Here is a 14125-nt window from a genome sequence, read left to right as displayed (position 1 = left end):
TCTTACCGGAGGGCAGCTTAACTCGGTGCGCGGCCTCTTTATAGTCCGCCAAAAGCCGCCGTTCACGCGCGATCCATCGCCACTCAAAATGATCGCCGAGTAGGTTCAAATCTGGGCTGGCAACACCCCGATTCTTGCGATTGATCGAATCCCAAATTCCTGAGCTCGCTGTGTGAAGTGCCAGTGCTTGCGATTCCGCCTTTCGACCTGACGCGTGTGGCTGCCTAATCGACTACTAAAGGGGCAAGCGATGGCCCATATCGAGAAAATCAAACATTCGTCCACATGTCGGCTGCCAAGGGCGCGCCGAAAATGGTCGATGTGCGGCCAAATCTGCGCGCATGACCCCCAACCGTACGAACGGGCAAGCATGAGGACGTCAGCTCCCGAAGCTGGACCAACATGAGCCAGCCGGTCGGCCGTTGAGCCGAACGCCACAATTGCAGCCAGCTGGATCCGATTGGGACGATGGCGTCGGGCCTATCCCGTGAACATCCAGAGCCGCTCGCTGGACATGTAACCGGCCAGCAACAAGGCGCCGAGTGCAACGATCAACGCTGCGGCGCCGACCTCGATCGCTCTCATTGCGAGCATGCCGAATCCGGCCCGCGCGCTCGCAATGTGGCTTGCGAGCTGCCGCGCGCTGATGGCGGCTGTTGCGATCGCGGCCACCGTGACGGCCGTTCCCAATCCCATGATCAGCGTCGCGCCGACGCCGGTCCAGAACAGGTCCTGCGTCAGCGCGAAGATGAGCACGATGATCGCGCCGGAACATGGCCGCAGGCCGACCGCAACGACCACCGACAAGCCACGCTGCCAACCGCCCGCGCCGGCAAGCCCGGCCGGCTCCGGCCCGTGGGCGTGCCCCCAGGCCGATTCGTGATGATCAGCATGCTCGCAGTGAAAGCGGTGTACGTGACCGGTGCACCCATCAACTTGGCATTGACCGCCGCGCATGGCCATCACGCCGAGACGCCGGTTAGGCAACTGAAAGGTCTTGCCGCCTTGAGCTGCAGCGAAGGCCAGGACGGGTGTCTGGCGCCGCGTCGGTTCGCGGCAGGCCATGAGAAAGCCGCGGCCTTTGACGTACAGAGTGAGCGAAGGCGCGGTCAAAAATCCCTGCTACTTCGCCATGGACGCTACGCGTCCCAATGATCTGGGCGATGGCAAATTGGGGGACAGGTTCTACGTCCTCTGCGAATCCGATCGATCGTTTCGCGCGATTTCGGCCGGTCACGGCGGCGGTCGCGATTTGAAAGGCGTCGCGGATTTCGCGAACGGAAGACGCTGCGCGAAGAACTTCGGCAATGCGATGGACTCAACTCTGACAACTGGCGGGGCCTATGTAACCGGCGAGACGAAGACGTCTTTCAAAGGCTACTACCGTGTTTCGGCGAAACAAGACGCGGTTCTAGTGCGCTCGTTCGTTCAGTTTGATGGCGAGGGCGAGACCGCAAATGCCCGAGAGCGCGAGATCGGCGGGCATCCGGCCGAGTTGTTGAGGAACGTCTGTCTTCGAAAAGATCCGCGCAGTCCGTACGCAAACCGCGACGGTTACGTTCCGTTTGGAACGCTGGTTGATTACGCCGGCGGCCGCAGCAACGGCTGCACCAGTTGGGCGCCATCGGACGCAGCGCAAATCATCGCGATGGTGAAGGACAATCCGACAACGCTTTACATCTATCCTGAGGCCGCCGACGTCAACGCCGTCGCGCGAGCAATGGCGGCTGGCCGGTCGCTGTCTGGCGTGGGACTATATTGGAACGCTTCCTGTTTGAACGAAATCCTCGCTCCGACATTTTGGCCAAAGGAAACCCTCGAGCCTATCCTGGCTCAATACAAGAAGGATCATCCGCCAGCGGCGCAACAGCCAACGCCTATTTGCAAGGGATCGTAAACTTTGTTTATCGCGGTTGGTATCGTCCCCGAGACACCTCAACAACCGGTTCTGGCTATTTCTTCAAAGCCGGATTCGCGCCTCGTCTGGTTTGGGGGACGTACGCAAACTTAGCGGGGCTTAGGGAGAGAAATCCGCGAGCCCTTCCCGCCGATTATCTGGCGAACGCAATCGCACGAGATCGTGCTCCAGCGTGAAAAAGCGTAGTTTTGGTGCCCAGGGAGGGAATCATACGCAATCACCGACATGAGGAACCGCTTTTTGTCCTCATGATGGTGGTGTGAGCGCTTGGCACAGTGGCGGAGGTTCGCCACATCGCGAAACCCACAATCGCGGGAGCCCACTTTGTTGGTGGCTGGCGGCCTAGCTCGCTGCGAAGCATCCTTGCGGCCTGCCGGAACCCGCTGCTTAGGTTCAAATCCTGGACGTGCCACACGTTCGAATCGCGTCGAGTGCGCAACTCTACGCCAGAGCACGCTACGGTCGCCGCCGTAGCACCCCATTCGCTCGCCAATCCGCGCCAAGTGCTCCACCCCAAACGCGGCAGGTTGCTTGCCGCAACTTGCGCATAGTTGAGAATATACTGAGGCAAGATCTGGAACCAGCGAGTGACAATTGGTTCCGCACCGGGAATGGAGCTATCTTTTGCGGGACTTATTAGCCTCTGCACAGCAACGCGCATTTTGGTTGACGAATGAAATCGACCCGGGAACGCCCCTATTCAATCTGTTGAGAGTGCTGCGGCTCAGAGGGATGGTTCACAACCATCTCCTCGCGCGTGCATTTGACGACCTTATCGCGCGGCACGAAGTCCTGCGGACGGGGCTTGTCGAGCGAAACGGGATGGTTCTGCAGCAGGTGCATGACAAGATCTCGTTCGCCGTCGACGAGCAGGACTTCAGCTCACTGTCGGAATCTGAACGTCGTATGCAGGTGGACGCACTTGCGGCGCGAATGTGTCAGACTGCCTTTGATCTCGCCGTTCCGCCGCACTTGCGGGTTGCGCTTGCGCGGCTGTCGGAACAAGAGCACCTGCTCGTCATCGTATTTCATCACGTCATCATCGACGGGTCGTCAATGGGGACTTTCTTCGATGAACTCGCCAGTCTCTACGAGGCGAGACTAGGCAACAAGCCGGCTGTCTTGCCGGAGCTCGCGGTTCAATACAGCGATTTCGCCGAACGGCAGGAACGGCTGTACGCGCGGGCGGCATTCGAGCAAGACGTCGCGTTCTGGCGGAAAGCGCTTGCTGGCGCGCCACCTGTCCTTGCATTGCCGACTGTTCGCCCGCGTTCCGCCCAACGGGGCCACTGCGGCAAGCGTCTCGGGTTCGACATAGATGAACGTCTCATCGAAGCGCTGCGAGCGTTGTGCTCCCGCCACGGTGCCACTCTCTTCATGGGCCTTCTATCGGCATTCCAAGTTCTGCTGCAACGCTGGGCCGATACAGACGACGTCGTGGTCGGTACGCCAGTGTCCGGAAGTCGCGACGAAGATCTCGCGCAACTCATCGGTTGCTTTGTGAATACATTGGCGCTGCGCGGGGATTTGTCAGGCGATCCCACCTTTGCTGCAATGCTGGCCCGCAATCGGTCGGTCTTGCTCGACGCGTTTGAGCACCAGCACGTTCCGTTCGAGCGGGTCGTGGCTGATATGGGTGGTCCGCGGACACGGGACCATTCCCCGATCTTTCAGGTCATGTTCGTGCTGCAGAACTTTCGACATCAAGCGCCGAAGCTGGCCGGCCTCCAGATTCAGGACGTGGACGTCGACCCTGGTGTGGCCAAACTGGATCTCTCGCTCGAGATCATCGAGAGTGACGGACTCGCTTGCTCATTCGAATATGACAGCGAACTCTTCGACCCGTCGATGATAGCGCGAATGGCCGATCAATTCCGGCGTATCCTGGAGGCGGTCGTCGACAAACCCGAGCGAGCTATCAGTGGCATCAACTTGCTTGACAAGGACGACTGGCAACGTGCCGTGTTCGAGTGGAATTCCACGGCACGCCAATACCTGCAACATACTCCGGCAGAAGCCTTTGCCGCGATTTCGGCCAAGCTGCCGGGCGACGTCGCGCTCATTTCTGACGATCAGCGGATCAGCTTTTGCGAGCTTGCTCGGTGTGCGGGTCAGGTCGCAACGGCGCTGCGTGGCCATACCGCCGAGCCGGTCGGCATCTTCCTGCCCCGCTCGGTCGATGCCTTTACGGCAGTACTGGGGTGCCTGGTCGCCGGCATACCGTGGGTTCCTCTCGATACCGCCCAACCGGATAAGCGCCTCGCGCAACTCGTCGCACTGGCCGGCTGCCGTACCGTGCTCACCCTTCGCGCGTTGTCCAACCGCTTGCCTTCCGGGCTTTCAGCGGTCGTGATGGATCGGGATGCTCCGCTTTGGAGCAAGCCGGTCGAGATGGTGGGTACAGGAGCGGGCATCGATCTCGCCTATGTCCTCTTCACGTCCGGCTCGACCGGGGTGCCGAAAGGCGTCATGGGCGCGACCAGAGCCTTGATGAACCGGATCGACTGGATGCATGAGGCGTATCCGTTCGCCCGCGGCGAGGTGGCCTGTTGCAAGACGTCGATCGGCTTCGTTGACGCCATCTGGGAAATGCTTGGACCGCTGCTGGCAGGCGTGCCGACGGTGATCATTCCGGATGAGATCGTCCTTGATCCGGAAAAATTCATCGCGCTGCTCGGACAGCATTGCGTCACCAGGATTGTGCTCGTGCCGACGTTGCTGCGCGTGCTGCTCGACCACGCGCCCGACCTGGGAAGGCGTCTGCCGGCTCTCAAGATGTGGTCGGTGAGCGGCGAAGTTCTCACGCCGGATCTCGTGAGACGTTTCAAGCTGGCTTGCCCTGGCCGACAGCTCATCAATCTCTACGGATCCTCCGAGGTCGCAGCCGACGTTCTTGTCCACGAGGTTCAGGACGCAGATGCCGACGGGCCCGTACCGATTGGCAAACCCATTGCCAATACGCAGGTCTACGTTCTCGACCGCACGGGTCAGCCGGCTCCGGTGGGCATGCCCGGCGTGATCCACGCAGGGGGTGCCTGCCTGGCACTTGGCTATTGGGGCAAACCCGATCTGACTGCCGAGCGCTTCAGCGCCAATCCGGTTGCGGGAGCGCCTTCGCCGATACTGTTCGATACTGGCGACCGTGGAGTTCGCCGGGCGGATGGCACGATCCTTTTTCTCGGCCGCAACGACAACCAAGTGAAGCTGCGGGGTGTCAGGCTGGAACTCGACGAGGTCCTTGGGGCGCTCCGCAGCCACGCCACGGTGAAGGATGCCGCAGCGATGATCGTGGGCGATGCTGACCAACAACGGCTGGTCGCATTCGTTGTCGGACACCAGGAACAGAAGGCTCCCGTTCCGGGTGAATTGCGTGCATCTCTTCAGGAGCGTTTGCCGTCGGCAGCGGTCCCAGCCAAACTGTTCGTGGTCGATGCGCTTCCGCTCTTGCCGAGCGGCAAGGTCGATCAGATGGCTCTCAAATCGCTTGCTGATGCGCCCACACGCCAGGAGATTGCACTCGGCACGATGCCGGTGAATGCCGACGTGGCAGGCATCTGGCGGACTGTACTGCGAGAGGACGAAATTAAAGCAACCGACGATTTCTTCGACCTCGGCGGCAATTCACTGCTTGCCATGCAAGTCATCGTGCGCGTGCGGCGCCGGTTCGGCATCGACATCCCAATCCGGGCGCTGTTCGACAACCCAACGCTGGCAGGTTTCTCGAATGCCGTAAAAGACGCCCCTCCGGCCGACGACCAGGAATTGACGGAGATCAGGCCTCGGGCGCGCTCAAGGACGGCATTAAGTGACTTGCGAAATCGCCTTGCCAAGCTGCCGCCGGAAGAACTGGATGCACTTATACGAAGCGTCAAGCAGGGCATGAACTGAGGGGATTCAGTTCTCGTCCCGCTCCAGCTTGGCACTGTGCGTCATATAGAAATCGCCTTGCACGATAAGACCCGGATCGACGCGAAATGGCGCGGCGCGTATGCGCCTGGCCAGAACACGTCCCGAGCCAGTCGTGACTGCGAGATCGACCGTATACAGTCCCCGCTGAATAGCGAGGATTGGACAATCGAAAACGACATGTCCCCGTCCTGCAGCGAGTGTGGCAGAGGTCGACACAAGCTCGGTGCAGATATAGCCGCTGGGCCAGATGAAGCTGACGGTGAACACGACGTCGTCAATGGACACTTCGGTTTCGTAGCTGACGCGGACGGTCAGAGGAGCTCCTGTCCTGGGGCGAGCACCGTCACGACCGACGAAGCTGACGCCGTGCAGGGCGATGCCGCCCCCATCAAAATTCAAATTTGAACTCGGAAGGCCCTTGGCCGCGCTGATTTGATATTTTTCGATCATGTCGCGCGAGCTGCCTTCGCCTGCCATTTCACCTGACGTCAGCAGGAGGACTCTGTCGCAGAGCCGCTCCACCGCCGCGAGATCATGCGAAACAAGCAGGATCGTGCGCCCCGAGCGCCGGATCTCTTCGATCCGATCCATGCAACGGGCCTGGAAAGACAGATCGCCAACGGCCAACACTTCGTCGAGCAGCAGGATATCCGCATCAAGCTGAGAGGCTACCGCGAAGCCCAGCCTCACGAACATCCCCGATGAATAGGTCTTGACTGGGGCATCGATAAAGTCGGCCAGTCCCGAGAATTCCACTATGCGGTCGAAGCGCTTTTGTACCTCAGCCGCTGGAACTCCAAAGATCGCTGCGTTCAAGAAGACGTTGTCACGGCCGCTGAGTTCAGGGTGGAAGCCCGCTCCAACTTCCACGAGTGACATGAGACGGCCAGCGATGGTGATATCCCCGCAGTCGGGCGACGTGATGCGGGCGAGCAGTTTGATCAAAGTCGTCTTGCCAGAACCGTTCGCTCCGACAACACCCAGTGCTTCGCCGCGCTGAACATCGAAGCTGACCTCTTTCAGGGCCCAAATGCGCTTTGTCCGCCTGAACCTGAACAGGCTACGTCCACCGTCGCGATGAACGCGATAGGACTTTGACACGTTGCGTACCGCGATATCGACAGCGGCCATGGCTAAATTTCGTCGACCATGTCCGGTTCGGCAGTCTTGAACATGAAATATGCGATGCCGAACAGGATCAGTCCAACGACGGCAGCGTAAACGAGTTGCTCAGCACTGATGATTTGCTTGCCGACCAGCGCGCCGCGGAATGCCTCGACCAGCAACGCCAGAGGATTGAGCTCATAGACCGCCCTCCACTGCGCGGGAACGGCATTCAAGGGATACAACACGGGTGTCGTAAACAGGACACCTTGCAGCAGCAGAGGCAATCCGATCGCGATGTCACGAAATCCGATCTGCGCGATTGAGAGCGCCAATGAAAAGGCAGCCGCGTAGATGATCAGGATCAGGCAAATGGGCGCCAGCTCGATTACAGTCGCCGGAATGCCATGTCCGCTGCAGGCGAGAGCCACCATCGTCAGCGCGGTCGCGATGGCAAGGTCGGCGAGTGCGGCAAACACGTAGGAAAGCGGCACGATCTCGCGGGGGAAATACACCTTCGCAATAAGTGACCTGCTGCTCAGCACACCCGCAGCCGCCGTATTCAGCGACGTTGCGAAGAATGTCCACGGCGAGAGGCTGGCGAGAATGAAGAGCGGATAAGGGATATCCGAGGTCGAACGGCCGCCGACGGCGGAACCGACCACCGTCAGAAATGCCAGGAATGCGAGCGGCTGCAGGACCGCCCAGGCCCAGCCGAGCCAACTGTTTTGATAACGTACCCGCAGACGGTTGACCGTCATGAATCCCAGCAGCTCACGATAGGACACAAGCTCACGGAGCCCGCCGGGTACACGACTTAGGGCCGGCACTGTGCTCCGGATAATGGTGACGGTCCGTTCAGACAATGCGACGATTCCCTGAGGCTGTTGGAACAGGGGGCACGACCTCGTCCAAAGCGGCGCGGACGATGGCAGCGCTCTGCGGATATTCCATCCAATTGTCATGGCCACCGGGCACCTTGTGGATCACGACCCGGCCAGTGACCCGGCGGTCCCAGCCCGAGGCGACGTCAGCCATGCCAAGGGTTGGCGCGGCCTTGAAGAGGTGAACATCCCCGTCGAACAGACACCCAGGGTGGTACGCGCGCACACTAGGCCAGATTCCTCCCCAAATACGCAGATGCCATTCATATGCGGACGCATCCGAAGTCAGCATTCGGCGGATAAAAACATCTAGCCATCGTTTGGCGATTCGGATGGGGCGCAGGAAGGCCGGCTTCGACTCGAAGAAGCCGCGAACGGGCGTGTCAAGCTGCCCAAGCAGTGCAATCTTTTCACCTGCCTGCTGAAGCTGGAGAGCTATCTCAAGAGCTACGACGCCGCCCTCGCAACCGCCTGCCAGCAGATAGGGTCCTTCTGGTTGAATGGCCTTCATCCTTGATCGGAATTCGGTGGCGATGGCTTCGACGCTGTCGATCATGGGCTGCTCAGCAAGCAGCCGCTGCTCCTGAAGATTGTAAACGTCCAGCTTGTACACCGTTGGCCCCGGCCCGAGTGCCTTTGCCAGCTGGATGCTATTGCGCTGCGCGCTGCAGATGAACAGCAACCGCCCGTCGCTTCCTCCGACAATCTTGGTGACTGCATGGTCCGGTCCGCTGTGAGTACTGCTTTCCGCCAGGCCGTTCACCAATCCGGCCACCGTGGGATCCTCAAAGAACAATGCCACCGGCAGCTTTCGGTCCAGGCGTCGCGACAGCGCGGACATCAGCCGCACGGCCATGAGCGAATCACCCCCGGCGTCGAAGAAGTCCTCGCGCATGTGGTTTGGCGGCGAGCCAAGGAGGTGCTCCCATAGCTCAGCAACAAGTTTCTCCAGGGCTTCACGACGCTCTGGGGACTCTGAAGCGTTGCGAACGAGACGGAGGGCTGGGTTGGTGCCCACTGCGGTAGGCATGGGGTCGCGAGACAAACCGGCGGCATCGTTTGCAATCCGCGCCGGAAAGGCCTCAAGCGTCGTGATGTCTCCATGGGCAATCTGGAGGAGCACGGTTCGCAGCGCGTCCGACAGGCGGGAGACGGTACGAAGAGGCACCTTGTCCGGCCGGCTGTCAAAGCCGATCCACAAGAGGCCGTCCGGCGTTTCGGAAGCGGTCACAAAGAGGTCGGCTGTTGGAGCGGGCGATGGCAGCCAGGTTGGCCGGCACGGTAGGCGTCCAAAGCGCCGGAGCGGTGTGGGCACGGCTAGCGAAGAGAACATCACCTGACTGAGCGGGGCCGCATCTGCCGAGCGCGACGGGTTGGTGGCGCGCACCAGCGCATCCCAAGGCACGTTTTCATATTCGAGAGTATCCACAAGCTGACGCCCGACCTCGGCCACAAGTTCGGCCACGGTCTGGGCGGCACGAGCGCTGGCCTTCAGCGCGATAACGTTGGCAAACGGACCAATGACGCCTTCCGCTCCATCGCTGCCACGGCCGGCCACGGGCACGGCGATGACGAAATCCGGCCCGTTCGCGTAGGGAGCAAGCACTGTCTGGAGCGCGGCGAGCAGCACCGTAAACAGAGTGACGCCGGTTTGTTGCGCGACCTCCTTGAGGCGACCTAGTGTTGCAGCGTCGACAGGCAGGACGTCATTTGCGCCAACCTGTCCCGAACGAACGGCTCGGCCGGCGCCAAAGTCCAACTGCGCCATTGTCGGGCCGAGTTTCTCCGCATAACGGTGCAGGCGAACGCGAAATGTGCGAGTGGCCAGCCAGCCTGCCTCGGCAATTGCGAAGTCGGCGTATTGCCAAGGCAGCGGCGCAAGTGCAGGAAGGCTGCGAGCACAAAATGATGTGTAGGCCTCGGCCATCTCACGAACGAACAGGCCAAGCGAGAGGTTGTCGGCGATGATATGGTGCAGGACGAACACCAGAACATGCACGGCCGGCGCGCGCCTGACGATAACCAGACGAACCAGGGGACCCCGGCTGAGGTCAAACGGGGCGGCAACCTGCTCGTGAAGGATCGTCCTCAGGTCAGGGGTGGGACCGGACGGTGCATCGACGAGCACGACCGTAGGGCGAGGGTCGCCGACAACTTGGCGTAGCGTCCCGCCATCGTCCACGAATAGCGTCCTGAGAGCCTCGTGTCGCTCGACAAGAAAATCCAGGCTGAGCTGGAGTGCAGCAATGTCAACCTCTCCGAAAACCTCGAGGGCGAACGGCAGGTGATGTTGCGGAATGCCCGGAGCAACAAGTTCCATGAACCACGTCCGGCGCTGTGATGCGGATGCAGGTTCGGTGTTGAGCAGCGCTCCCGCTGCATTCTCGGACACCAATGAAGCTGCCATACCCAGATGCTTCTCGGACAAACGGATGTGAGACCCCCTTCCTTGCAAGAGTTCGGTGGGTCCCATAGAAATTTGACATTCTTGGGCCGCAAAAACGTCTCCGGGCGGACGCCAGCATCGACAACGTGAGCTAGGGCATGAAACAGGAACTGTTCGTCGACTGGTCACCCGATTCTCGCGATCACGCAGCTCTGTTACAGTCTTTGGTTCGCGACAACACAGCTCGTGGTGGACCGAGCGGCCATCGAAACATCGCAATCATCGTAAGAGATCCTGACACTGGCGAGGCGTCCAGCGGTGTTTGGGGAGACATCCTTTACGGATGGCTGTTCATTGAACTGCTCTACGTCGCCGAATCCGATCGTCGCCAAGGTCTCGGTTCCCGCCTTCTTGCGGCTGTCGAAAACGCGGCGCGGGAGCAGGGATGCACAGGTGTCTGGCTTAGTTCCTACGCATTCCAGGCCCCCGGATTTTACGAGAAGAACGGATATGAGGAGTTTGGCGAACTTGTTGGGAGCTCTGCGTCCAGGGGCGCAGCAGATAATCGACTTCTCCTTTTCCGGAAACTGTTACGCCGCTGACAACACCAGTTGGCCTATCGCCCCCGGGACGCGCGGAACCACGCAACTCCGCGGCGGTACGGCTGCCTTGCAGTACGTCTGGGTCAGGGCTGTCGTCAGGTTCCCATCAACTATCGATGATCCGGAAGCTGTCGGATCGCTGATCCCCAACGGAGAAGCGGTCGCCGCGCGAGGTCGGCGAGCAAATTCGTCATCAAATGCTTTGGTCCGCAAGCACGCGGCCAGACTCTCAGGAGACCGCGCCTTGCTCGATTCAGCTGTATGGAGGCAGGCACAATCTCCTCCCCCGTTATGGCCCGATGAGATTCACGTCTGGCAGAGCCATCTGGACGTTGATGCCTCCTCTCAATCGTTGCTGCATTCGCATCTGAGCGAAGACGAGAACAAACGAGCAGCGCGCTTTCGGTTCGATCGCGATCGAGATCGCTTCATAACGGCGCGCGGGACGTTGAGAACGCTTCTGGCGCAATATCTGCGAAAGCAGCCTAAAGATTTGCAGTTCTTGCTTGGACGAGAGGGAAAGCCGGCGCTCGTGCCCAATTCAGCCGGACGAACACTGAGTTTCAACCTGTCTCATTCACAGGATGTTGCGGTTTTCGCCTTCGGCTGGAATCGAAATATCGGGGTGGACGTCGAGAGAGTTCGCCCTGACGTCGAATACGAGGACATCGCGCACCATTATTTTCCCGCCGGAGAGATACGATCGCTGGCCAGGCTTCCACGACAGAAGCGGGCTGAAGGGTTTTTCCTGTGCTGGACCCGCAAAGAGGCTTACGTCAAAGCAGGCGGCGGCGGGCTGCAGATCCCTCTCGATAGCTTCGATGTGAGTTTGGAGCCGGGCACCCCCGCACGCTTTCTCGGAGGGGTCCACCCATCGTGGCGCATCAGCAGCTTTATGGCTGGCAATGAGTATCCCGTCGCACTGGTCTACGACGGGCTGCCCGTCGATCTCCAATTCTTCATTCTCGGCCGGGACACGCATTGTCTGCCGTCAGCGCCCATGGCACAAATTTGAGGTATTGATTTGAGGATTTGGATCTCGTCGCAGTGACAAAGGAACGAAGATGAGACCCAAATCCTCAAGCGCCAAAGAGCCTGCAGAGCAGGTGTGAAGGACATTCGCCGCGCGACACGGCGACATTTCTCAGCTGAAGACTGGGCCCAGTCAGCGAACGACTGACGGACGCGAAGCTATGCTCGTTACCAGGGGGAATGAACACCTTCTCCGCCAGAGCGGCAGCTATGAGTCTGCTAGCCAGGGTCGTTATTGGTCAGTGCACCGTGATTGCCTTCGACGCGGCCGTTCAATGCGGTTGCCCTGCCGTCATTCGGCCTGCAATATTCGGAGCCGAAAGACAGTACACGATCGTGCTCCAGCGCGGAAAAGCGTAGCTTTGGTGCCCAGGAGGGCATCGCACTTATGCCGCATCGGCTTGATATTGCTCGCAGTTCCTTGCGCGATTTTTAAAACGGACCACGAAAAGCACCACGGAGTTGGGGGCTACTCGGTTCTGCACGCCGATAATCGAGCGTTATCGGGCCAAAGCTGCGGAGCCGAAGCCCAGCGCCCCCTGGCATCAATCTTCGTGGCACTCAAGCGTACCAGCGGCGCCCCGAAGGGCCTTCACGATCTCAGCCCGCTCGGCGAAATCCCACATCTGCTCGATCGCATTGGCGAGGATAGCGTTGCACTCGAGCATCGCATCGACGTGCGCACGCAGCGCCAGCGCTTCATTTGTGTCAGCTTCAGCCTTGGCCTTTCGGCGCGTGATCAAGTCGACAATTCCCTCGGCCATTGATTTGTCCTTTTAGGACTCGAGTTGTGATCTCCGGCGGTGTCGCTGAAACAAGACGCCAGCGACGCCGGGATTGTGAACAACGACCGCCTCAGCCGGCGGGCACGCGCAGTGGAGAACGGGTTCGTCACCAGGGGGTTAACAAGTACTGGACAAGTGGCCCAGCAGAGCGGAAGTGACGACATCAGGCCCACCGCAGACGCATGCGCTCGTCGGTAAAGCACCGCGCGCCGCCGCTGGCGTGAAACGCTGGCGCGACGAAGATGCCTTCTGGCCTGCCGCAGGAGCTGTGAGGTTGGTCTTGCTCATGTGCAGCGGCAGTGGTCGCAGATCCTCGCCGCCGAACGTCCTGTGTAGGTGCTTGCACTGTCTCGAATTTTTCGAGTCACCGAGTGAGACAGTGAAACACCTGTCCTTATCGCAAATCAATCCGGGCATATTGGTGGTGCAACCCACCCAAAATCGGGCGACAGATAATGCGTCCGCCTGTCTCGGCGGCGCGTGATATCGGCGCGTCCTTGTTCAATGACAGATGGGGTCGCGTGCCATTGTAGTAGCTCATGTACGAGAGCAGCACGTGGCGCAGATGGCGTTCGCCAAACACCACGATATGATCCATGCATTCCCTGCGGATCGAGCCGATCAGCCGTTCTGCATAAGCGTTTTGCCAGGGTGAACGAGGAGACGTCGGGCGATCTCGGATACCGATGGATCTAACCCGGCGTGTGAATATCTCGGCGTAGGCACCATCGCGGTCCCTGATCAGGTAACGAGGGATTTGCTCCCAGCCACACGCCTCCGTCAGTTGATTGGCGATCCATTCGGCAGTTGGATGCGCGGTTACCCCGCACCACAGGATCTGCCGCCGGCCATGGCCCATGATCAGCAAACCGTAGAGCAGTCGGAATGAGATTGTCGGCACGACGAAGAGGTCCATTGCGACAATGCCATCCGCATGGTTGCGAAGAAACGTCTTCCATCCCTGCGAGGGAGGGCCCCTCCTCCGCGCCATATACTTGGCGACGCTGGTCTGACCGATCTCGATGCCGAGCTTGAGAAGCTCACCATGGATTCTCGGCGCTCCCCACAGCGGGTTGACGATGCTCATCTCGCGGATCAGCCGGCGAATTTCCAACGGTGCAGTTGGTCGACCGCCGCGGTGCTGCGATTTCCAGCGCCAATACGCTCTGAAACCGGCACGGTGCCAACGGATGACGGTATCCGGCTTCACTATCGTCAGCGCCTTGATGGTATTTGGCACCAAACGATACAGCCCAACAAAAATCAGGCGATCCATGGCACTGAAGGCCACTCTCTTCGGCGCATGCCGTCGCTGGATGTTAAGTTGATGACGAAGGATCAGGATCTCGGCTTCCAACGAGACCCGCGACCGGAACAATATGACCAGCACGGACCAGACCAGGCTGTAAGCTTCTCTCATGAGACAGAAGCATTGCGCGATTCGGCCTCACATACCAGCCGGATTAGGTTTCCGACAGGGACAGCCGTCCGACCCACTGCCGCTA

Annotated in this window: 9 protein-coding genes and 1 pseudogene; 4 read left to right on the top strand and 6 right to left on the bottom strand. The window is 60.0% G+C overall.

Annotated features, from left to right (window positions below; translation table 11 throughout):
• Nucleotides 1–480: 480 nt before the first annotated feature.
• Nucleotides 481–957 carry a nickel/cobalt transporter gene (locus AC5ZG5_RS31185; protein ID WP_496165484.1) on the bottom strand — a complete coding sequence of 159 codons (477 nt, stop codon included), beginning with the start codon at nucleotides 955–957 and terminating at the stop codon, nucleotides 481–483.
• A 133-nt stretch (nucleotides 958–1090) separates the two neighbouring features.
• Here AC5ZG5_RS31185 and AC5ZG5_RS31180 point away from each other — a divergent pair.
• A pseudogene (locus tag AC5ZG5_RS31180) lies at nucleotides 1091–1897 on the top strand (hypothetical protein); the annotation flags it as partial.
• A 615-nt stretch (nucleotides 1898–2512) separates the two neighbouring features.
• A complete protein-coding gene (locus AC5ZG5_RS31175; protein ID WP_496165483.1) occupies nucleotides 2513–5806 on the top strand; it encodes a non-ribosomal peptide synthetase in 3294 nt (1097 codons plus the stop codon).
• 6 nt (nucleotides 5807–5812) lie between these two features.
• Here AC5ZG5_RS31175 and AC5ZG5_RS31170 read toward each other — a convergent pair whose 3' ends face one another.
• From AC5ZG5_RS31170 to AC5ZG5_RS31160, 3 genes are read right to left on the bottom strand one after another with little or no spacing between them, the layout of a single operon-like run.
• A complete protein-coding gene (locus AC5ZG5_RS31170; RefSeq protein ID WP_456646540.1) occupies nucleotides 5813–6958 on the bottom strand; it encodes an ABC transporter ATP-binding protein in 1146 nt (381 codons plus the stop codon).
• A gap of 2 nt (nucleotides 6959–6960) precedes the next feature.
• On the bottom strand, nucleotides 6961–7797 hold the full coding sequence (locus AC5ZG5_RS31165) for an ABC transporter permease (protein WP_456646541.1): 837 nt from the start codon (nucleotides 7795–7797) through the stop codon (nucleotides 6961–6963).
• On the bottom strand, nucleotides 7790–10222 hold the full coding sequence (locus tag AC5ZG5_RS31160; protein WP_456646542.1) for a condensation domain-containing protein: 2433 nt from the start codon (nucleotides 10220–10222) through the stop codon (nucleotides 7790–7792). The genes AC5ZG5_RS31165 and AC5ZG5_RS31160 overlap by 8 nt, the downstream gene beginning before the upstream one ends.
• 137 nt (nucleotides 10223–10359) lie before the next feature.
• Here AC5ZG5_RS31160 and AC5ZG5_RS31155 point away from each other — a divergent pair, with 137 nt between their 5' ends.
• Together AC5ZG5_RS31155 and AC5ZG5_RS31150 are read left to right on the top strand one after the other, a co-directional pair.
• Complete coding sequence (locus tag AC5ZG5_RS31155) at nucleotides 10360–10803, top strand: GNAT family N-acetyltransferase (RefSeq protein WP_456646543.1); 444 nt, start codon at nucleotides 10360–10362, stop codon at nucleotides 10801–10803.
• A 244-nt stretch (nucleotides 10804–11047) separates the two neighbouring features.
• On the top strand, nucleotides 11048–11818 hold the full coding sequence (locus tag AC5ZG5_RS31150; RefSeq protein ID WP_456646544.1) for a 4'-phosphopantetheinyl transferase family protein: 771 nt from the start codon (nucleotides 11048–11050) through the stop codon (nucleotides 11816–11818).
• Nucleotides 11819–12380: 562 nt separating this feature from the next.
• Here the strand turns inward: AC5ZG5_RS31150 and AC5ZG5_RS31145 are convergent.
• Nucleotides 12381–12599 carry a hypothetical protein gene (locus tag AC5ZG5_RS31145; protein WP_456646545.1) on the bottom strand — a complete coding sequence of 73 codons (219 nt, stop codon included), beginning with the start codon at nucleotides 12597–12599 and terminating at the stop codon, nucleotides 12381–12383.
• A 415-nt stretch (nucleotides 12600–13014) separates the two neighbouring features.
• Nucleotides 13015–13977: an integrase core domain-containing protein gene (locus AC5ZG5_RS31140; protein ID WP_496135876.1), complete on the bottom strand. Its 963-nt coding sequence runs from the start codon at nucleotides 13975–13977 to the stop codon at nucleotides 13015–13017.
• Between the last annotated feature and the right edge of the window lie 148 nt (nucleotides 13978–14125).

The sequence above is a fragment of the Bradyrhizobium sp. Ses1 genome, assembly GCF_059512365.1.
The sequence above is the reverse complement of the archived record's forward strand: the minus strand, read 5'-3'. Positions and strand labels throughout refer to the sequence as shown.

What these genes read in the sequence shown, in the direction of transcription:
- AC5ZG5_RS31185 (WP_496165484.1), bottom strand. Translation starts at nt 957, where the DNA reads ATGCGCGGCGGTCAATGCCAAGTTGATGGGTGCACCGGTCACGTACAC.
- AC5ZG5_RS31170 (WP_456646540.1), bottom strand. Translation starts at nt 6,958, where the DNA reads ATGGCCGCTGTCGATATCGCGGTACGCAACGTGTCAAAGTCCTATCGC.
- AC5ZG5_RS31160 (WP_456646542.1), bottom strand. Translation starts at nt 10,222, where the DNA reads ATGGCAGCTTCATTGGTGTCCGAGAATGCAGCGGGAGCGCTGCTCAAC.
- AC5ZG5_RS31155 (WP_456646543.1), top strand. Translation starts at nt 10,360, where the DNA reads ATGAAACAGGAACTGTTCGTCGACTGGTCACCCGATTCTCGCGATCAC.
- AC5ZG5_RS31145 (WP_456646545.1), bottom strand. Translation starts at nt 12,599, where the DNA reads ATGGCCGAGGGAATTGTCGACTTGATCACGCGCCGAAAGGCCAAGGCT.